Origin of the sequence: Pseudoalteromonas sp. SWXJZ10B (genome assembly GCF_015864475.1) — a bacterium.
GTDB lineage: Bacteria > Pseudomonadota > Gammaproteobacteria > Enterobacterales > Alteromonadaceae > Pseudoalteromonas > Pseudoalteromonas arctica.
Map to the genome: position 1 here is coordinate 79,434 of NZ_JADYXD010000016.1, position 20,105 is coordinate 99,538.

The following is a 20,105-nucleotide window of genomic DNA, read 5'->3' on the forward strand; positions in this document are numbered from 1 at the left end:
ATTATTTATTATTATGGGTACTCTAGAGCGACTATATTTCGATGTTTGTAAGTATCAAAAAGTACTTGTAAAGCAAGAGTATATGTTAACACCTGGTTAAAACCAATAGCACAATATAAATCAACTACGTTTTTATATGCGAAGGTATTAATCATCTTATCTTGCGACTTTAAGAGTGTTGATAATAGCTGTTTAGCAACACCTTTACCGCGATGTTCCAGCGCAACAAACACGGTAGATAAAAATAAAAACTCTGTTTTATCTTGCAGCCTACATGCTGCAACTATTTCATTATTATAGTAAGTAACCCATACCTTATCTTGTTTATTAGCCCGTCCTCTTACATTATGTTTTTTATAAAATTTATTAACGAGTGGAACTTTTAGCCCATCCAGCAATTCAACTATATACATTTTTATATCAACACTTAGCTAAGCATTAGCGCTAAATATTGCTCAAATTTTTGCTTCAAAACCATTTGTTCAGCCATTGGACGGCTATGGATTGTATTATAAACTTGCTCTCTCGTTTTTTTATTTCGCTTAATTTGATACGCCCAAAAAGACGCTTCATAATCTAACTGAATTTGGTATTTTTCTTCACGTGGCAATAGGCATAAATTAAAACTCACAATACTTCCTCATTCGCTTTTAAAATTATTTGATTAACCCCGAAACTGGGCAAGAGGTAATCTCCTTGTTATTATACGCGTCTTATTTTATTTATTTCTGTAGTAATTGGAACTGATAATGAATAGACATTTTAGTATCTTGTTATTATTGGTAAATTTATTTTTTAGTGCCTCTTGTTTTAGTCATCAATACAACCTCACTTTTAATCGTCCGCAAAGTACACCACAAGCTGATTATGCCTTAGAGTTATTAAAGTTAGCATACGCAGATATCGGTTTTAAAATACATATAATCGATTTTAGTCACCAAAATGCTTTGCTAGCTGCAAATAATGGCGTACTTGATGGGCAGTTAGGAAGAGATGCAAGCGTTGAAGAAAATTACGAAAACTTGATTAGGGTCGATTATGAGCTCTTTAAGTTTGACTTAGTATTATATAAAAACTGTTTACCTAGCAGTTTAGAACAGCTCGATAGCGTCGCAATTGTTGATGGCTACCCTGTCCAAGAACATTATTTAGCAAGCACACAGTTTGCAGGGAATATTATTAAAGTTAAAAGCATGAATACCCAACTTAATTTGCTTGCTCAGAAAAAAGTACAGGGAGCTTTAATGATTAATTTTATAATGCAAAACAATGAGCTACCTTCACCTCAAGGTTGCTTTGTAAAAGAAGTGCTGAATACTTATCCGCTTTATCATTATTTAAATAAGCGTAATGAAAACTTGGTAGAAAAGCTTAAAATGTCATTAATTAACTTAACTAACAATGGCACTGTGTACGCACTAAGAGCCAAGTATGGATTAAGCTTTTAAAAGTCGAACCCTTGCTGCTGCGCCTGTGTGCTTGGCACTGCATTTTGCTGCTTTTTTTGAAGATAACGTTTGTAGCGCTGCTGGCACAAACTAAGCACCTTCTTTTTTTGGTCGTTCGTTAAGGTATTCCACGAAAAGCGTTCATCCCGACTACGATAACACCCTTTGCAATACCCTCTGTTATTAACTAAGCAAATACTCTTGCAAGGACTTGGAATATCAAATATTTCAATTTGTTGCATGCATAAGTACCGCCCAGTTGAAGAGGAGGTATTAGTATAGCGTTATTTTTGAGCAAAAAAAAAGCAGCAATTTAATTGCTGCTTAGTTTCATTGAGCTGTGAGTATTAATGTTCACAGCTATTAGTATTTATCTCTGTTTTACGGTGAAATGGCTTAGCGTACATAGCTAGCACTAATGGTTTTAACTCTTCAGGTACACAGGCTAAACGTTGTTCAAATGTCACTGTATCAGGAGAGTCTATTACCGCATCTTTACAACCACCAGCGATGTAATTGCCTGGGTGTAAATAAAACGAATCAACAATTTGCCTATCAATTGTTTTAGCAAGCTCTTCAGCACTATCACATTTAGATTCAATTGGTTGCCCAAATGCTAAATGCACGTGCCCTTTAGCAGTACTAAAACCTTCAACAATACTCGCAATGTCTTCACCAGCCGATTTAATATATTCACCGTGATGTTGTTTATGGTAAAGCTCTTTAGCTTTAGCAATTGCACACGGCTCATATTGATAAGAAATAGAAACAGGCACTATTTTTAATTCTTTAATATAATCGCCAAACTCTTTCTTTTGTTTACGTCCGTTCAACTGCAGCATTTTTAAAAGCGCAGGATCAGTTTGATCAAAACCGTCTTTTGCACGCCCTTCTTTTTGTGCAATCCAAATAGAATTTCCACCGATTACAGAATCGTAAATGTATGACGATAATTGAGTCAGTGCTTTTAACATCTCTTTTGGTGCTTTAGCAGAGCGCTTAACTATAAAGCTTTTATTTAGACGCATAAGCTCAGTAATGTAAGGTATTTGCAATAAATTATCGCCAATAGCAATACGCACTGTTTTCATTTTATGTTGGTATAAACCCCAGTTAACTAATGCAGGATCAAGCACTATGTCTCTGTGGTTTGAAATAAATAAATAGGCCTGGTTAGCATCTAACTGTTCTAACCCAGAAAAGGTAACTTTTGATGTGGTGCGTTTCACTAGTTTATCTAAGTATTGTGCCACTTCATTTTGCACATCTTCAACGGTGCTTACTTTGCCCCATTTTTTGCGTAACTGACTTCTTACCATTGGACGCGCAATAAAAGGCACTGCCGATAAAAAGCGCGGTAAATTATACTTTGCTATTACATCAATAAACGCATCATCGTTAATTAAACGTGTAAGCGACGCCGCAACTTCGTCGTCGTTGTATGGGCGTATATCTGCGTATTTATCTTCTAATTCACTCATTACTACATCTACAGTGTTAAAAAACGGTACGCCAAAGCGCACCGTTTATGTCTATATCCGATTATAACTCAGCCAATCTAAAATGCGAAATAACCAAAAAAAACGATTTTTATTTTTAGCAACTTGCTTTAAAGCCGAGTTTAATTACCTTCTATGACCATGAGCTTGCTTAAAAGTGCAAAAATCTGATCAGTCTAGCAAAATACCATGTTCTCAATCTGCTAGTGGGCAGACCACTAATACAAAGCCCTCTAATCATTTGGTAGTAATACCATTAACAAAGCCTTTCTTTCGTAGTACCTTAAGCTCGTATTTTAGATTTTTGATGGATCGTAGGCATCTTTTTACGATTTTAACTCTTTCAGATCCACTTATTTTAGGGCTCATAATGAACATTACTATTCTTGATAACGCAACGTTAGCTAAAACGTCTCTTACTGGTATTGAACAACTTGGTAAATTAACGACTTATGAACTTACTAGCCCAGAGCAAGTTATTGAACATTGCCAAGGTGCTGATGTATTAATCACTAATAAAGCCGTTTTAAACCGCGACACTATTAGCAAACTTACACAGCTTAAATTAATTTGTGTAAGTGCAACTGGTACTAATAATGTTGATCTAGAAGCCGCTAAAGAATTTGGTATTGCCGTAACTAATGTAGCTGGCTATTCAACACCTTCTGTTGTTCAACATACGTTTTCTTTAATTACTAACTTACTGGGTAACACACACCGCTATCAGGCGGATTGCCAGCAAGGCGCGTGGCAAAAAAGTGAAATGTTTTGCATACTCGATTACAGCTTTAACGACTTACAAGGTAAAACATTTGCCATTATAGGCGGTGGTACGCTAGGTAAAGGCGTTGCTAAAGTGGCTGAGGCATTTGGCGCAAATGTTATTGTTGCAGAGCGCAAAGGTGTTAAATGTCGCGACGGTCGTACGCCTTTTGAAGACGTCATTAAAACAGCCGATATAATCAGCGTACACTGTCCGCTAACAGATGAAACACGTGATTTAATTGCACTTAATGAGCTTAAAATGATGAAGCCAAGCGCTATAATTATTAATACAGCACGTGGTGGAATTATTAACGAATCCGACTTAGCGACAGCGCTTGAGCAAAACCTAATTGCTGGAGCCGGTGTTGATGTACTAACTAAAGAACCAGCTGAGCTTTCAAACCCACTTGCTAATTACAAAGGTAATAACCTTTTACTTACTCCACATATAGCATGGGCAAGCACCGAATCTATTGTGCGTTTAATTAATGAAGTAAGTTTAAATATTGCTGCATTTAATAAAGGCGAATCACGCAACCGCTTGGTGTAGTGATTTTATTGTAGTAATCAAATAAGCTAAAAAATGGCTGTTTTTACTAATACATTTAATATTTTATTAGATAAAAACAGCTTAACCCACTTAACAAACTGATTAATAACAACTTATAAATATGGTCTACTCTTTGCTTTAATACAGCTAATAACCAATTAAAAATCTTATTAAGGTAAATAAAAATGAAAAAATCACTTTTAGCAGCCGCTTTAATCGCTCCATTTTTAACAGGCTGTGTTATTGCCGTATCAGATGGTGAAGCTGAGACTCATTGGGCTGGTAAGAATTCATCTAGCTGGCAAGCACAACATAAAAATAATCGTGAAGTTATATCAGAGCTAAAAATGGATAGCAGTTACCAATCTGTTTTGACGCAATTAAAAACGCCTAATTTCACAGAGCTATTAAAAAAAGATGACGATGTATACCAAGTACTTTTTTATGTAACTCATAGCAAACATTCAGATTCTAAAACAACGAAAGATGAATGTACGCCACTTGTATTTAAAAATGATAAGTTAGTGGGCATTGGTGAAACCGCTTTAGGTATGATCACGCAGTAACCAATAAAAAATGTTTGATACAAAAACGCCAATATATGAATATTGGCGTTTTTGTATATTAAGTTTTTAGAGTGCAACTATTCTATCTCGCCCTGCATCTTTAGCGGCATATAGGCCTAAATCGGCCTCTTCTAATAACGCTTGCTCAGCATACACTTTACCACTTTGAGTGGTGGCGATACCTATACTAATAGTGATGTGGTCTGCATTTAATGAGCCTTTATGTTCTATATTCAAAGCATTTACAGCATTGCGTAATTTGTTAGCAAACTCCATAGCCTCATGCCTATTCATTCCAGGTAATACAGCTGCAAATTCTTCACCACCATAACGAGCTATAAAGTCACTACCACGTTCACATTGAGCTGCGAGTGCTTGTGCAACATCCTTTAAACATTCATCGCCAGCACGATGTCCGTAGCAATCGTTGTAACGCTTAAAGTGGTCTATATCCATAAGTAACACCGATAGCGGGGTTCCACTGCGTTTACTTCGGCGCCATTCACGAGCTAAGTTTTCGTCTAGGTAGCGTCTATTTGGGATTTCAGTTAAGCCGTCGATTGAGGCTAACATTTCTAGCAGATCATTTTTTTGCTTTATAAGTAACTGGTTACGAACCCTAACACGCACAATAGAAGGGCTAAATGGCTTGGTGATATAATCCATAGCACCGAGCTCTAGGCCCTTAGCTTCGTCGTCATGGCTACGATTAGCTGATATAAATATAACGGGGATCGATTGAGTTATCGGATTTTCTTTAAGTTGCACAAGCACTTCATAGCCGTCAATTCCTGGCATAATCACATCAAGGATAATTAAATCAACTTGCGCAGTTTTTACAAAGGTCAGTGCTTTTTCACCACTTTCAACTAAGAATACGTCGTGTTCTACTTTAAGTGTTTTTTCAAGTACTAATCTGTTGATTGGATCATCATCTACAATAAGTACTTTAGCTCTTTTCGACATCCCTAGCCCCTACCCCTTTTATAAAAACAATTACCTGTTCTAACTGCATAATAAGCTCTTTCAGTGTTATTTCAACAGGCTTGTTAGTTGTTTTAAGTGTTCTTTCACACAATAAAGCGCAGTGAGACAATCGTCTAAAGCCTAAATTACCTGCTACACCTTTTATACTATGCACTAAGCGTACCAAATCATCCTTATTGGTTGTTTCTTCTATTTGCAATAGCTGGGTTTCGCATAAATTAGCAAATTTACCAATCATTGTATTGAGGAGCTTTTCATCCATACTAAACTGCGTTAATGCGAATGATTTTTCAAAAAAGCTTGGTTTAACTAAGTTTAAATCGGCAATTGCATCAATAAGTACCTTAGCAACAACTGGTTTAGTTAAATGCTTATTCATACCGCACTTTAAAGAACGTTCAATATCAGCGGGTTCACAATGAGCCGTTAAAGCAAAAATAGGCAGTTGCTTTGCGTCAAACTGTTGACGAATTAAAGCCGTAGCTTGGCAGCCATCTATTTGCGGCATTTGCACATCCATCAATATTAAGTCAGGCTTTAAAACTTGCAATAATTCCATGCCGATAGATGCGCTTAAAGCAGTAACAACACTTACGTTTGCTTGGCGTAATACACTGCTAATTATTTCTAAATTAAGTTGATTATCATCAATGGCTAATACAAGTAGACCCGATATATCAACTTTAGTTTCAGCAATATTATATATTACGGCATTGGTACTAGCTTTAGGCTGTTGCTGAGAGTTCAAGCTAAATAGCCTTTGTCCCAATGCCGATGCTTTAACGTGATGCGCAGCTAAATGCTCACTTGTTGGTAAATTAAGTGTGTGCTGATGATTAATAATAATTACCGATGTTTCTTTAGCTGATAACGAATCATTAATTGCTTCAACATTTAAAAGTGCAGGTAAATCGGCCGCATCGATTATTATTTGCTGAGTATTGGAGAGCTTAATTGGGTATTTGAGTACTTCATCTAAATTAATATTAGCAAGCTTTGCATAAGCATTTGTTACTTGCTTAAGCTCTTTACTTTGATCCGATAAAATAGCCAATGTATTAGTCGGTAACATCGTATTTTTAGTGGTATCAACCAAAAAGCTAACGCTGAAGTAAAACTCACAGCCATGGCCTTTTTTACTCTTTAAAGCAATCTCCCCTCCCATTAATGACACCGCATGTTTAACAATCGCTAAACCGAGTCCAACACCTTGATGTATGCGTGTTGAAGATTCATCACCTTGCGTAAAGGCGTCAAATAAACGCCTCTGATCGGCTTCATCTATACCCATACCGGTATCAATTACTTTAAAGCAAATATGCTGTTGCTCTAGGCTATCGCTTTTAATGAGTTCCATTTTTAAAGTAATGGAACCTGTTTTTGTAAACTTAACAGCATTAGTTAATAAGTTACCTAATATTTGCTGTAAACGAATACTGTCGCATATCAAATCAGGCGCTATTAAAGGGTCGATATCAATAACAAATTCAATACCTTTTCCTTCGCACAATGGAGCCGTTAGACTTTCGCAGATATCCACCAGCTCAACCATACTAAAAGATGCTTGTTTTAAATCAGTTTGCGAACTTTCTATACGTGCAAAATCAAGCATTCTATTGAGCATTAGTAATAAGCTTTGTGCAGCATGCTTAGCTTGGTCAGTTTGCTGTAATTGCTTTTGCGTTAACCCTTGCTCAATTAACATATCAAGCAACCCTAAAACAGCGTTAAGCGGGGTGCGTATTTCATGGCTTAAATTGGCTATAAAGCGGCTTTTAGCTAGAGTTGCCCGCTCAGCATCTAGTTTTGATTTAGTTAGCGCACTCACATCCTGAATGTGAATAACATAATAGGCTGGATCGCGGTTTTCATCCCATACAAGCGATACACTCAGTTGCAACCAGCTTGCTAGCCGCCCTTGCGATAAAGTTAAGTGGTACACGCGTTTTTTATCATCTAGCAATTGCGCTAAAGTACTTTTTATTTGCTGCCATTGAGAATCATCAAATAGTGCTTTTAACTGATCCCCAACCAGTACTGGATGTTCAGAAAACTGCTTTCTTGCTGCTTTATTTACTTGTAATATGGTGTGCTCTAGCGAAAGTAAAACCACACAATTAGCTGCAAATTCAATCGCACTTCTAAATTTAGATTCTGACGCTTTTAAAGCCAGTAATGTTTGCTGTTGCTCGGTAATATCGCGGCCAATCCCCATAGTCCCCAATAGGTGCTGGTGCTCATTATAAAAAGGGGCAATAGTAAGTTGATACGATTTCGTATCGGTTTCTATTCGCTGTTCAACACTATTTCTATTTTGTAATACTTGTTTTTCAAGCGTATTTATTTGCTGATCGTTGTCGCCTAAATCATCCACATATTTACCGACTAACGCAGTTTGATCTTTGCCAATGTATGCCTCAAATGCTTTATTGCATCCTAAAAATGATCCATCAATATTTTTAAAATAAATAAGATCAGGCACACTGTTTAGCATCGTGTTGAGCAAAGCCAAGTGGCGCTCTTTGGCTTCGTAACTACGGCTTAGTTTTTCTGATTGCAACTGAACTTGGTCATCCAGCGCCTTATTCGCACTTTGTAACGAATCAACCAATTCTTTGTTTTTATTAAATACGCGTTTAACTTTAGAAAACCAAGGCTGCCAGCTCAACGGTACTTTGTAGTTTAACTGCTCTTGAGGTTGTGTACCGTTACTCTCAAGATAGGACATCAAGTGAGTCATTGGCTTTATAAAAATACGCTGACTTAACCAAAAAAACACGCCAAACATAATACTTAAAAATAACGTTAAAAAAGTAAACTCTAATAATATTTCATACTTAATTGAGCTTATTAATTGAGGTTTGTGCTCGTAAAATGCTGCATGAATGGGTAACTCACCCATAGGCTGCATAAAGTAATTACTATCACTAGTTAATACTGTTTTTTGAATCTGATGCTCGGCCAAGTCAGGCCAATAACTTTTTAGCGCTGTCGCTTGCTCTATTAACTGTTTAGAGCTGGCGATAATTTGATGTGATTGGTTCATAAAAACGTATTCACCACTACTCGGTGAAATCTTTTTTAACCATGCCGAAATTGCTTGAACATCGTAAATTAAAATAATGTAATCGGCTGAGCCAATGCTTCGTTGTCGACCAATAGCAAAATATGATTTGTCATTAACTTTAACAATAGGACTTGAAGTAAGTTTGTTTGGTGCAAATTTTGGCTTAAATTTTCCATTTAGAATTTCAGTAAGCATTAAACTTTGGCTTTTATTGCGCCTGCTGACATAAGCAAAACCATTATCATCAACATATGCTACACCAGACAGCGACTGCATTAACGCAAGCGTTGTATTAAACGAAGGCCCTAACGCAATCGCCTGTTGCCACTGTACAAGTGCCTTAGTAGATAACGCAAACTCCCCCTTACCTACAATTTCAGTACCTTGCTCACTAAAGTGACGATAATAGTAACCATCGTATTGATTTATACCTTCGAGCAAGCGTTGGTTTATTTTGGGATAAGTTGTTTGCTCGTACAAGCTAAACATTGTGGTAAGTAAATTACTCACCGATTCCATCCCGTGAGTAACCTGCGCTGAAACATTCGTAAAATCCGCTTCGCGTTTTTCAACTGCACGTTCAAGCTTTATATTATATAAGTGTAAACACAGTAAAAAAGCGGCAATCAATGGCACTAAAAGCGCAATAAATAAAGAACGATAATAATGCTTGAGAGGTAAAAAATTCAATATACTGCCTGCCATTTGGCTCGAAAATCAATCGATAGACTATCGAGCCAATTTATTAAGCGCAAGTTATAAATTTTCTTCTGCGAATGACGCTAAGCGACTACGCACTACACCGTTAAGATTTATAGTTGCGCTACCTTCAAAGTTTTTAAAGCGCTCTACTATGTACGTTAAGCCCGAGGTTACTGGCGTTAAATAGTTACTATCTATTTGCGCCAAGTTACCCGTACAAATTAATTTAGTACCTTCGCCGCAGCGGGTAATAATAGTTTTAAGTTGAGAAGCCGTTAAATTTTGGCTCTCGTCTAAAATGACCACGGCATTTTGAATACTACGCCCACGCATAAAGTTAACCGACTTGAACTGCACATTCGCTTTTTCCATAATGTAGTTTCGACTCGATATTGGGTTTTCGTCGCCTTTGTGTAATACCTCAAGTGTATCGGTAATAGCAGCAAGCCACGGTGCCATTTTTTCCTCTTCTGTACCAGGTAAAAAGCCAATAGATTCAGCAATTTCTGGCGTATTACGAGTAACAATTACTTTATCGTAAATACCTTTCTCTATTACCATTTCAAGGGCACTGGCAAGTGCCAATAAAGTTTTACCGCAACCCGCAGGACCCGTTAAAATAACCAGTTCAATACTTGTATCAAGTAAAGCATCAAGCGCCATACCTTGATAAATATTTTTTGGCTTAACGCCCCATGCTTGTTGATGCATTAAACGCTCAACACCAATATCTTTTAGCGTTATGTGTTCGTCATCGTAGCATTTAACACGAGCCGCAAACTGATCCCCTCCATCAAGTAAATATTCATTACAAAATACATCAGGTATTAAGTTTTTAGGCACATGATGAAACGTATCACGTCCATGTTGCTCAGTATTGCACTCCCCTACATGGTCCCAAAAATCACCTTCTATTTTTTTATAACCACTAGTGAGCAAGCTTATGTCGTCAATAAGTTGGTCGGTACGGTAATCCTCAACATACTTAAGCCCTGCACCTTTGGCTTTTAAACGCATGTTTATGTCTTTTGTTACAAGTATTACTTTTGAATCGCTGTGCTGCTTTTGTAAATACACGGCGCAATTTATAATACGATGGTCGTTTTCGTTACCCGGGAGGCCAGAAATAGAGTCTGCAAACAAATGGTCGTTTACAATAATGAGTGTACCTGCAGAGCTCGCTTTGGCTTTTTTATTACTAGGAAGAGCTACGCCTTGTAGCATTTGTTCGGGCGTTGCATTTTTAAGTACTTCATCTAATCCACGAATGGCGACCCGCGCGTCACGACTTACATCATGTTTTCTGTCTTTTATGTGGTCGAGCTCTTCAAGCACCGTCATCGGAATTACAACGTCATGCTCTTGAAAAGACAAATAAGCGAGGGGTTCGTGAAGTAGTACGTTGGTATCTAGCACATACATTTTACTTTCAAGGTTCGAAGCTTTTTCCATAGCACTTTCCTTACGTTTTATGATTTTTATGCTATACCAAAATAACTAAGTAAAACGGGCAAAACTTAAACCTGCAATACTTAATTGCCAAGGCATAATGTAAGTTTAGTCTATTTGTCATAAAAGTCCGTTTTATTACAAACTGTAATTAGTTTTTATTTACTTAAAAAAGAGCCACATATAAGTTGTTTTAATAGTAATAATTAACACTTACAAAATTAATTAAAAGTCAGCCAAATAGCGCCTTGCAGTGGTGTTATGTAACAGGTAACATAGCCGCCTTTTTCTTCATAGACGAGACATACATGAATTTTTCCTTAGGTCAGCGTTGGATCAGTGATACAGAGTCAGATTTAGGATTAGGCACCGTTGTTGCCATTGAAGGCCGTCAGGTCAGCATATTATTTCCTGCCAGTGGTGAAAACCGCGTTTATTCTTCGGCAGAAGCCCCTGTTACCCGTGTGGCATTTAATCCTGGCGATGTGATCAAAAGCGTTGAAGAATGGGAATTAGAAGTAGAGTCTATTGAAGTACAAGGCGAGTTACTTTGTTATCACGGCACCCGTGTTGATAACGGCGAAACTGCCAAGCTTAAAGAAACCTTTTTAGATCATTTTATTAAGTTCAACAAACCACAAGATCGTTTATTTGCGGGCCAAGTCGATCGTTTTGATCGCTATACACTTCGCTACCAAACGTGGTTACATAAATTTGAACGTGAGCAATCGCCTATTAAAGGCTTAATTGGTCAGCGTGCTAACCTTATTCCGCACCAGCTTTATATTGCCCAAGAAGTGGGTAAACGTTTTGCACCACGCGTACTTTTATCAGATGAAGTAGGCCTTGGTAAAACAATTGAAGCGGGCATGATTTTACACCAACAAATTATTAGTGGGCGTGCGAGTCGCGTATTAATAGTTGTACCAGAAAACCTACAGCACCAATGGTTAGTAGAAATGCTACGCCGCTTTAACCTACACTTTTCTATTTTTGATGAAGAACGCTGCGACGAAGCGTTTGCAGACTCACCAAACGTATTTGATACAGAGCAATTAGTACTTACCAGTCTTGAGTTTTTAACCAAGAAAAAGCGCTGGTTTGAACAAGCAACGCTTGCCGATTGGGATTTACTAGTTATAGATGAAGCCCATCACCTAAGTATAAATAACGGCAAGCCAAGCTCAGAGTATCAACGTATGGCAGAGCTTAGCCAAGATATTCCGGGTCTTATTTTACTTACCGCAACGCCTGATCAACTTGGTCATAGCAGTCACTTTGCACGTTTGCAGTTACTCGATCCAGACCGTTTTTACGACTACGACGTGTTTAAAGAAGAAGAAGCAAATTATAAAGACGTAGCCGAAGCCGCAAATCAATTACTGCAAGAGCAAGGGCTAGACGATGCAGCCAAAGCCACGCTTATTGAGCTATTAAAAGAAACCGACATTACCGATATTCTTGCAAAAGCGCAGCAAGGTGATTTACCAGCACGTAAAGAAATACTTAACATGTTGCTCGATCGCCACGGTACTGGTCGCATATTATTCAGAAATAGCCGCAGCGGCATTGATGGCTACCCAAGTCGTAAATTACACGCCTATCCAATGGCACTGCCAAAGCAGTATAAAACAGCGATGTCGGTACTCGGTAACATGGGCGGTATTCAAAACCCTGAGCTAAGTGCACATCGTGCTCTTTTTCCTGAAAAAATATTTCAAGAGTTTGAAGGCGAAAGCGCAAGCTGGGGCCTGTTCGATCCACGTGTAGATTGGTTAATCGACACGCTTAAAACGCTTAAGCGTGAAAAAGTACTACTTATATGTGCTAAAGCTGAAACGGCTATTAGTCTTGAGCAAATACTACGTGAACGTGAAGCAATTAAAGCCTCGGTATTCCACGAAGGTATGTCGATTATTGAGCGTGACCGCGCCGCTGCATTTTTTGCAGACGAGTATGACAACGCACAAATACTATTGTGTTCAGAAATTGGGTCAGAAGGTCGTAACTTCCAGTTCTCGCATCACTTAGTGTTGTTTGATTTACCTCTAAACCCAGACTTACTAGAGCAACGTATTGGCCGATTAGATCGTATAGGTCAAACGCAAGATGTGAACATTCATGTGCCATATTTTGAAAACACCGCTCAAGAAGTACTACTACGTTGGTACAACGAAGGTCTAGACGCATTCGAATCTACCTCGTCAACAGGCCAAATGCTTTATAAAGAGTTCCGTGATGATCTACTTGAATATATTTCTGCGCATAACTGCGATGAAGACGAACTCGATCCATTACTTGAGCAAGTAGCACAGCAAAATGCAGTACTGCGTAAAAAAATGGAAAGCGGACGAGATCGTTTACTAGAGCTACATTCATCGGGTCAAGGTGCTGCAGATTCACTTGTAGCTGAAATCGAAAAACTCGACAATCAGTTTGAATTACCAAGCTACATGATCAACGTGTTCGACACATTTGGCGTAAGCCAAGAAGATAAAGGCGAAAATACCATTATCTTAAAGCCGACTGAACATATGTTAAACCCATCATTCCCATCGCTTAAAGAAGACGGTATGACCGTTACCTTTGATCGCGACACGGCGCTTTCACAAGAAGACGTGCACTTTGTTAGTTGGGATCACCCAATGGTGCAAGGCACCATGGATATGATTTGTGACGACGACTTTGGTAGCGCATCGGTTGCATTGCTTAAAAACAAAAAGTTACCGCCTGGTACCTTTTTTGTTGAGCTTATTTTTGTTGCAGAAGCAATGGCACCAAAAGTATTACAAGTTGGTCGCTTTTTACCGCCTACACCAATTCGTATATTGCTAGATAAAGCAGGTAATAATTTAGGTGAGAATGTGGCATTTGAAGGCTTTAATCAGCAGTTATCAGCCGTTGGCCGCCAAACAGCAAGTAAACTTGCAGGTGCATTGCAAAGTGCTGTTCACCCTATGATTACTACCGCTAAAGATATGGCACAAGAAAAACTTGAAGTTATTCGTGCAGCGTCGCTTGTTAAAATGCAAACGTCACTCAGTGAAGAGCAAGAACGACTTGTTGCCCTTAAGCAAATTAACCCGAATATTCGCCAAGAAGAAATTACCTTCTACGATAAGCAACGCAACGACCTAACTACGTATATTGAAAAAACGCAGTTACAACTTGATGCAATTCGATTAATAGTAGTTTCACACTAGAGATTTTGGCTTTTAACCGCTAGCCTTTTAAGCTGACTCCAAAGTAAATTTGGAGTCAGCTATTAAAAGCTTAATTAACTAAATAGCTGTATCTATTTAAACTTCATTTTTAAAACCACGTGTTCTTATTTAGATGTGAGCTAACACTACCTATTTAGCTTTATACTAAGTCCTTTGTTGTACTGTTGATTTTACTCAACATAGCCGTATCTAAAAACTCAAGCTGCGCTCTATACAGCTATTGTGTGAGATAGTTGATAGGTTTATTTTCCCTTGCATAAAGTTGTTTTTTTGTTAACCTACTCGCCTTCCATTTTAGTCTTTTTGAGGTGTTTATGGCGTTTCTATCTCGTTCGATATTGGCGTTGTCCATAGCGCTCTCAAGCAGCAGTGTCTTTGCTCAAGCCCAATGCGATGTTGAATTACGTCATGGTTTAATTATTACTGACGATGCGATTCGCATATTAGATAAAGGCCAGACTCGTGTACAAATTAATAACAATAACCAACTATTTATTCGCGGTTATTGGGTTGATTTAAGCGATGACGAAAGCAAAGTACTCGAACAGTTTAGTAATGGTATTCGCCACACAGTCCCCGAATTAGTAAACCTGGCTACCGATGGTGTTAACTTAGGTTTAAGCGCTATTGAACACGTAGTTGAAGGTATGTCAGATAAAGAGCCTGAAGTACTAAAAACACAACTAAAGTATGTAGAGCGCGCGCTAATGGATAAGTTTAAGCGCGGCGATGACTTCTTTTTTATAGCCCCTCAATCACTTTCGCAAATAGATGATTTTTTTACTAAAGAGATCAGCCAGCAAATTCACTCTGCAGTGCATGGATCGTTAGGTGCTATTTTGGTATCACTCGGGGATGCGTTTAAATCGCGCGAAGGTAATATAGAAGATCGTATTAACGACATGGGGCAACGCATGGATATTATCTCAAGAGAAATTGATAAGTCGCTACAAAAAAAGGCGCATCAATTAGAGCTTAAAGCTTCTGAGTATTGCGAATGTTTAAATGCACTCGATGTAACCGAGTCTCGCTTACAAGCAATAGTACCTGGTATGGCCGATTACGATTTAGTGCAAATAAAGTCTTAGTGTACGTATTCGTTTTTAGAATAAAATAACACCGAGTATAAATATACTCGGTGTTTTGCTTTATGATTGATTAAATGATTGATTAAAAATAAGCGCTTCTACTTTTTATTCTAAATTGGTGAGCCCGGCGGGATTGGTAGCACTTTAAAGTTGTTTGGCCATTGCCCTTTAATTAAAAACTGATTTACTTGCTCAGCTAAATATTGCTTAAACGCACTCTCGCCAGTACTTGTATGGCTCAGCATTGAGTTTTGGTTAAAGTCTTCACTCAACTTAACTAAGTAGTAACGTAACTGCGCTTGCACTTCAGGGCTTGCACTATCGCTTGCTACTATATCAGCCATAGCTTTCGCTGTTAAAAATTGCACGCGCTGAGTGATTTTACCTGTCATTGTATTAGGTGATGACACGTTAAACACTTGGCTATATAGCTCCTCAAGTAACTCATCTAAACTATAAAAGTCATTACTACGCGCTTGTTGTTGCGCTAAGCGATTTAAACGCTGTGCATTTAATAAAAGCGACAAGCTGTGCTGCACTGCAACCTCGGGTAATGCCATTGCATCGAGCGTTAACCCTGTGCGCCCAACTATGCTTTCGCGCGATTTAGACTCGCCATATGCTTTTGGCGGAATTAGCGATAACACAGATTCAGGAAGTAATAAGTTACTTGGCTTAAGTGTTGCAAAAATAGCGTTTACCGCTTCTTGCTGTGTTTTTTTATTAACGACTTGTGCGCCTTTTACGGGTGAGTCACCGCGTGTTTCGTATTCATAATCAACACCAGCTATAAGTTTCACTGCAGCCTCAACCTGAAAACGGTGAAACAGATAAAGCGGAACTAGTTTTTCCTCTAATTGCGATAATGAATCACCCGTTTTAATATTATTAATACCAAACTGCGAAAGCGCTTTTTTACGTACGTCGAGTACTCTTAAAAGTTCCTGCGAAGGATTAGTGCCGTTATCCCATAAATGAGCTGTTGGATGCGCGCCACCTTTAGCACGAGCATCACTATCTGATATAAACTCAAGGCCTTTGGCTTTGTTCTCTTTTAAAATAGCAGCAAGTTCTGCGCTTTCATCTTGGTTAGTAAAATCGCTATAGCCATATTTAATTACTTGGGTATCCCACACGCCCATGCCTGTTGCATAGCCGCGCGTTACATCAAGCTTACCTTGTTCATTAAAACTAAGTAGCGGATGTGGGTAATCCATTACTGAGGCTCTATCCCCTACCGATGCTGCAAAGTTATGAGAAATACCTAACGTGTGGCCAATTTCATGTGCGCTTAATTGGCGAATACGATCAAGCGCCATTGCTTGCAAGCTTTTAGCAACTTCATTGCCTTTTAAATAAGGTGCAGCGAGTGCTTCGGCTATTAAAATATCTTGGCGAACACGCAATGAGCCGAGTGTTACGTGCCCTTTAAGTATTTCACCTGTACGTGGGTCGATTACCGAACTACCGTATGACCAACCACGCGTTGCACGGTGTACCCATTGAATGACGTTGTAACGAATATCCATAGGGTCGGCGCTACTTGGCAGCACTTTTACTATAAATGCATTTTTATATCCTGCCGCCGTAAATGCGTCGTTCCACCACTTTCCACCTTCAAGCAAAGCGCTTTTAACGGGCTCTGGAACGCCAGGATCAAGGTAATAAACAATTGGTTTAACAGGTTCACTAATAGGTAAGCTTGAATCCTTTTTAGTTAAACGATGGCGCGGTATATAACGCACATACATTGACTCGCCAAGTGGCGCTGCGTAATCTTTATGTTCTATACTCCAAAAACCTGATTGTGGATTAAACTTGCGCGGCGTGTAGTTATCGTCTGGTAATTGAATAAGTGAATGGTGCATGTGTACGGTAAGTGAGTATGGGTCGGCACTTACTTGGCGAACAAATTCACCTGGTTTTGTGCCTTCAAATGTAAGTACAGCTTCAAGCTCGGTGTTTTTTACAAATGCTTTTGAGCGATTCATATAAACGGCGCTACGTGACTCATCAAGGCTAAAGTTACCTTGCTTACGCGCCGCAAGCGTTCGGCTTACGCCGTGTACATCACTTAATAAATAAGGTGTGTAATCAATAAGTGCTGTGGCTTTATCTTCTGCGACCACTTTAAAACCAGCAAGTATACTTGATGCAAACGCCTCTTTAATACTTTGCTGTTCGGCCTTGTTACTTGTGTTGGCACGATAGTAAGTATTTACAGCCCGCAGCATTACTTTGTCGCCAAAACGCTCAAACTGCACAAGGTGAGTATTACCAAGCTGACCTCTATCAAGGCCTATGTCGTTAGAGCCAATACCGTAAGGCAAGCTTTGCTGCAGTAAAAATTGTTGTTCAAACTTATCAACTTTTAAATATACTTTTCCGTTTTGGGTATCGTAAAAAAACGAATAATAGCCCGGAAAATGATTCATTTGCGTAGTAAATTCATCAATTGACTTAATTGCTGCGTGCGCTTGAGTTATGATAGAGCACAGCACAGTAAAGAATATGTAACTTAGTAGTGGTATTTTTTTCATAATCTTATCTTTGTTATTTGTGTTTTAAGTACGATTAGGTGGTCCCATTATAGGGTGCTATTTAAACAATACAGTTATTTAAGACGAATTTCAGCGCTCTAAGCTAATCTCTCTCACATTATGATTGGTTTTAACACGTTATCAGGAAAATAGAATGCGTAGACTCCCTCCAGTATTACTTGAAGATGGTTGTTCAAGAGAACTTTTATCATTAATTCGAACAATTTTAGCGGCATGTAAAGAAATTTCGTTTCGCGTTGGTCAAGGCGCGCTTTCTGGCGTATTGGGCTCAACCCTTGATGAAAACATTCAAGGTGAAACTCAAAAAAAGCTCGATGTATTATCTAATCAGCTGTTAAAAGATATTTTACTGGAATCAGGTACGGTTAAAGCAATCGCCTCTGAAGAAGAAGACTACACAGTAGCAGGTAACCCAGACGCTAAATTTATAGTGGCATTTGATCCATTGGATGGCTCGTCAAATACCGATATTAACTCGCTTGTCGGTACTATATTTTCTATTATGGAAGCGCCTGAAGGTTCTGATGCCGCTGACGAAAGCATTTTTATGCAGCCAGGTCATAAGCAAGTTGCAGCAGGTTACGTACTTTACGGCCCGTCAACAATGCTTGCGCTGACTACAGGTAAAGGCACGCGTATGTTTACCCTTGATAAAACACAAGGCAGCTTTTTACTTACACAAGATTTTGCTGATATTCCTGCTGATACAAACGAATTTGCCATTAATACGTCTAACCAACGCCATTGGCAACCAGCTATGCAAAACTACATCGATGATTTGCTAGCAGGTGATACAGGCCCGCGCGCTAAAAACTTTAATATGCGCTGGATTGCAGCAATGGTGGGCGATGTGCATCGTGTACTTAGCCGTGGTGGTTTATTTACTTACCCTAGTGACACTAAAGATCCTAAAAAGCCAAATAAATTACGCCTACTTTACGAAGCAAATCCAATGGCTATGTTAGTAGAGCAAGCTGGCGGTATCGCATCAACCGGTACCGAGCGTATTATGGATATTCAGCCTGATGCAATCCACCAGCGTGTAGCCGTTATTTTAGGTTCTAAAAACGAAGTCGAAACGTGCTTGGGATATCATAAATAATCGCTTAAAACGATTGTCTTCAATTTAAAAAACCGCATTCAATTGAAATGCGGTTTTTTTGTAGGTGAGGTTTTACACCTCGCTTTTTAACCACCAAAGCCACGCTACATGAGCGCGAAATAAATTCGCACCTACAGGGTTGCATATATTGTAGGTGAGGTTTTACACCTCGCTTTTTAAACAAATCAAATTTTTACTAACGCAACTATTTGCTCAATCTTTTGATGGTTAAGCTCCCCCATTTGCTCACTATTACTGAGTGCATAAATAAAACCTTCGTGCTCTGCACAATCAATGTCATCTCGCGATTCAATTACGTTTGCCCAAAGCTCTAAATCATCTAAGTCTATTTCGTCACTTAAACAGCGCTTAAGTACATCAATTAAAACCTCGGTTGAGAGAGTATAATGAGTTTTATTGCTATCAGCAGGGCTTGAAACGATAACCGATATAGCTTCGTCCCTTTGCTCACCAAATGTAATAAATTCAGCTAATGCTTTTTGTGTATTCATAATATTTGTTATTCTTGGCTCACTGTTACTAAAAAGAATTATAATGACTGAACTTAACTGCACTCAATGCCACAGTACTCTAACGTGTAATGTAGACGATATATCAGCGTGTTGGTGCAATGAGCTGCCGGCTATTTTACCGCTTGATATCACAGCAACAAGTTGTTTATGCCGCAAGTGCACGCTTAATAAAATAAATACTTTTTTAGAGGGTGTTTATACACAACCTATTAAAACCCAAATAGACTTTGCAAAACAATTTAGAGGTAACGAAAATTTAATTGAAGGCCTCGACTACACCATGCAAAGTGGTTACATGATATTTAGTAAGTGGTTTTTTTTAAAGCGTGGTTCGTGCTGCAAAAATGGTTGTAAAAACTGCCCTTATGGTTTTAGAAAGTAAAAACCATTTAATACAAATACGAGCAAACATTGGTTTTTACCTTCTCATTTTCTTCTCTTTCACTTTTTCTTGTGAGTAATATTTTTAAATACTGTTATTCACAAACGGAGTTTTTCAAGTTAGTTGTCGCATCAAATTAAATTTTATGCCGCCCGCATTGCTTCTTTTTTCTCTGGATTTAA

The 20,105-nt window shown here is 38.5% G+C and carries 16 protein-coding genes; 7 read left to right on the forward strand and 9 right to left on the reverse strand.

Annotated features, from left to right (window positions below):
- Positions 1 to 11 precede the first annotated feature (11 nt).
- Together I6F54_RS14445 and I6F54_RS14450 are read right to left on the reverse strand one after the other, a co-directional pair.
- Positions 12 to 413, reverse strand: a complete 402-nt coding sequence (locus I6F54_RS14445) for a GNAT family N-acetyltransferase (protein WP_010553303.1) — start codon at positions 411 to 413, stop codon at positions 12 to 14.
- A 14-nt stretch (positions 414 to 427) separates the two neighbouring features.
- Positions 428 to 631 carry a DUF3283 family protein gene (locus tag I6F54_RS14450; RefSeq protein WP_002962585.1) on the reverse strand — a complete coding sequence of 68 codons (204 nt, stop codon included), beginning with the start codon at positions 629 to 631 and terminating at the stop codon, positions 428 to 430.
- Positions 632 to 749: 118 nt separating this feature from the next.
- Between I6F54_RS14450 and I6F54_RS14455 the strand changes: the two genes are divergently transcribed.
- Positions 750 to 1,448 (forward strand): substrate-binding periplasmic protein, encoded by a 699-nt coding sequence (locus I6F54_RS14455; protein WP_007586939.1) that lies wholly within the window; start codon positions 750 to 752, stop codon positions 1,446 to 1,448.
- Here I6F54_RS14455 and I6F54_RS14460 read toward each other — a convergent pair.
- Together I6F54_RS14460 and I6F54_RS14465 are read right to left on the reverse strand one after the other, a co-directional pair.
- Positions 1,445 to 1,690: a DUF1289 domain-containing protein gene (locus I6F54_RS14460; protein WP_007586940.1), complete on the reverse strand. Its 246-nt coding sequence runs from the start codon at positions 1,688 to 1,690 to the stop codon at positions 1,445 to 1,447. The two genes, I6F54_RS14455 and I6F54_RS14460, sit on opposite strands and share 4 nt — an antisense overlap.
- A 105-nt stretch (positions 1,691 to 1,795) precedes the next feature.
- A complete protein-coding gene (locus I6F54_RS14465; protein WP_197142011.1) occupies positions 1,796 to 2,929 on the reverse strand; it encodes a 1-acyl-sn-glycerol-3-phosphate acyltransferase in 1,134 nt (377 codons plus the stop codon).
- A 388-nt stretch (positions 2,930 to 3,317) separates the two neighbouring features.
- On the opposite strand from I6F54_RS14465, the gene I6F54_RS14470 reads away from it, so the two are divergent.
- Both I6F54_RS14470 and I6F54_RS14475 read left to right on the forward strand, forming a co-directional pair.
- The gene (locus I6F54_RS14470; protein ID WP_007586942.1) at positions 3,318 to 4,262 is read left to right on the forward strand and encodes a D-2-hydroxyacid dehydrogenase; all 945 of its coding nucleotides are present in this window, start codon (positions 3,318 to 3,320) and stop codon (positions 4,260 to 4,262) included.
- Between the two features lie 185 nt (positions 4,263 to 4,447).
- Positions 4,448 to 4,828, forward strand: coding sequence for a DUF3192 domain-containing protein (locus I6F54_RS14475; protein ID WP_007586943.1), 381 nt, complete (start codon positions 4,448 to 4,450; stop codon positions 4,826 to 4,828).
- Between the two features lie 66 nt (positions 4,829 to 4,894).
- Here I6F54_RS14475 and I6F54_RS14480 read toward each other — a convergent pair whose 3' ends face one another.
- The 3 genes from I6F54_RS14480 to I6F54_RS14490 are packed head-to-tail and all read right to left on the reverse strand — an operon-like array spanning position 4,895 to position 11,036.
- Entirely contained in the window at positions 4,895 to 5,794 is a 900-nt protein-coding gene (locus I6F54_RS14480) for a diguanylate cyclase (protein ID WP_007581985.1), read from the reverse strand.
- A complete protein-coding gene (locus I6F54_RS14485) occupies positions 5,778 to 9,587 on the reverse strand; it encodes a PAS domain-containing hybrid sensor histidine kinase/response regulator (protein ID WP_197142013.1) in 3,810 nt (1,269 codons plus the stop codon). Before I6F54_RS14485 ends, I6F54_RS14480 begins: the two co-directional genes overlap by 17 nt.
- Positions 9,588 to 9,638: 51 nt before the next feature.
- Positions 9,639 to 11,036, reverse strand: coding sequence for a PhoH family protein (locus I6F54_RS14490; RefSeq protein ID WP_166419690.1), 1,398 nt, complete (start codon positions 11,034 to 11,036; stop codon positions 9,639 to 9,641).
- A 305-nt stretch (positions 11,037 to 11,341) separates the two neighbouring features.
- On the opposite strand from I6F54_RS14490, the gene rapA reads away from it, so the two are divergent.
- Positions 11,342 to 14,236, forward strand: coding sequence for an RNA polymerase-associated protein RapA (gene rapA / locus I6F54_RS14495; protein WP_197142015.1), 2,895 nt, complete (start codon positions 11,342 to 11,344; stop codon positions 14,234 to 14,236).
- A gap of 335 nt (positions 14,237 to 14,571) precedes the next feature.
- Complete coding sequence (locus I6F54_RS14500) at positions 14,572 to 15,345, forward strand: YggN family protein (protein WP_007581974.1); 774 nt, start codon at positions 14,572 to 14,574, stop codon at positions 15,343 to 15,345.
- A gap of 110 nt (positions 15,346 to 15,455) precedes the next feature.
- Here the strand turns inward: I6F54_RS14500 and I6F54_RS14505 are convergent, their stop codons facing one another.
- The gene (locus I6F54_RS14505; protein WP_197142017.1) at positions 15,456 to 17,885 is read right to left on the reverse strand and encodes a zinc-dependent metalloprotease; all 2,430 of its coding nucleotides are present in this window, start codon (positions 17,883 to 17,885) and stop codon (positions 15,456 to 15,458) included.
- A 154-nt stretch (positions 17,886 to 18,039) separates the two neighbouring features.
- Between I6F54_RS14505 and I6F54_RS14510 the strand changes: the two genes are divergently transcribed.
- A complete protein-coding gene (locus I6F54_RS14510) occupies positions 18,040 to 19,008 on the forward strand; it encodes a class 1 fructose-bisphosphatase (RefSeq protein ID WP_024592826.1) in 969 nt (322 codons plus the stop codon).
- 185 nt (positions 19,009 to 19,193) lie between these two features.
- On the opposite strand, the gene I6F54_RS14515 is transcribed toward I6F54_RS14510, so the two are convergent.
- On the reverse strand, positions 19,194 to 19,520 hold the full coding sequence (locus I6F54_RS14515; protein ID WP_165727182.1) for a hypothetical protein: 327 nt from the start codon (positions 19,518 to 19,520) through the stop codon (positions 19,194 to 19,196).
- A gap of 43 nt (positions 19,521 to 19,563) precedes the next feature.
- On the opposite strand from I6F54_RS14515, the gene I6F54_RS14520 reads away from it, so the two are divergent.
- The gene (locus I6F54_RS14520) at positions 19,564 to 19,923 is read left to right on the forward strand and encodes a DUF5522 domain-containing protein (protein ID WP_165735484.1); all 360 of its coding nucleotides are present in this window, start codon (positions 19,564 to 19,566) and stop codon (positions 19,921 to 19,923) included.
- The last annotated feature ends 182 nt before the right edge of the window (positions 19,924 to 20,105 follow it).

What these genes read in the sequence shown, in the direction of transcription:
- I6F54_RS14445 (WP_010553303.1), bottom strand. Translation starts at nt 413, where the DNA reads ATGTATATAGTTGAATTGCTGGATGGGCTAAAAGTTCCACTCGTTAAT.
- I6F54_RS14455 (WP_007586939.1), top strand. Translation starts at nt 750, where the DNA reads ATGAATAGACATTTTAGTATCTTGTTATTATTGGTAAATTTATTTTTT.
- I6F54_RS14460 (WP_007586940.1), bottom strand. Translation starts at nt 1,690, where the DNA reads ATGCAACAAATTGAAATATTTGATATTCCAAGTCCTTGCAAGAGTATT.
- I6F54_RS14465 (WP_197142011.1), bottom strand. Translation starts at nt 2,929, where the DNA reads ATGAGTGAATTAGAAGATAAATACGCAGATATACGCCCATACAACGAC.
- I6F54_RS14470 (WP_007586942.1), top strand. Translation starts at nt 3,318, where the DNA reads ATGAACATTACTATTCTTGATAACGCAACGTTAGCTAAAACGTCTCTT.
- I6F54_RS14475 (WP_007586943.1), top strand. Translation starts at nt 4,448, where the DNA reads ATGAAAAAATCACTTTTAGCAGCCGCTTTAATCGCTCCATTTTTAACA.
- I6F54_RS14480 (WP_007581985.1), bottom strand. Translation starts at nt 5,794, where the DNA reads ATGTCGAAAAGAGCTAAAGTACTTATTGTAGATGATGATCCAATCAAC.
- I6F54_RS14485 (WP_197142013.1), bottom strand. Translation starts at nt 9,587, where the DNA reads ATGGCAGGCAGTATATTGAATTTTTTACCTCTCAAGCATTATTATCGT.
- I6F54_RS14490 (WP_166419690.1), bottom strand. Translation starts at nt 11,036, where the DNA reads ATGGAAAAAGCTTCGAACCTTGAAAGTAAAATGTATGTGCTAGATACC.
- rapA (WP_197142015.1), top strand. Translation starts at nt 11,342, where the DNA reads ATGAATTTTTCCTTAGGTCAGCGTTGGATCAGTGATACAGAGTCAGAT.
- I6F54_RS14500 (WP_007581974.1), top strand. Translation starts at nt 14,572, where the DNA reads ATGGCGTTTCTATCTCGTTCGATATTGGCGTTGTCCATAGCGCTCTCA.
- I6F54_RS14505 (WP_197142017.1), bottom strand. Translation starts at nt 17,885, where the DNA reads ATGAAAAAAATACCACTACTAAGTTACATATTCTTTACTGTGCTGTGC.
- I6F54_RS14510 (WP_024592826.1), top strand. Translation starts at nt 18,040, where the DNA reads ATGCGTAGACTCCCTCCAGTATTACTTGAAGATGGTTGTTCAAGAGAA.
- I6F54_RS14515 (WP_165727182.1), bottom strand. Translation starts at nt 19,520, where the DNA reads ATGAATACACAAAAAGCATTAGCTGAATTTATTACATTTGGTGAGCAA.
- I6F54_RS14520 (WP_165735484.1), top strand. Translation starts at nt 19,564, where the DNA reads ATGACTGAACTTAACTGCACTCAATGCCACAGTACTCTAACGTGTAAT.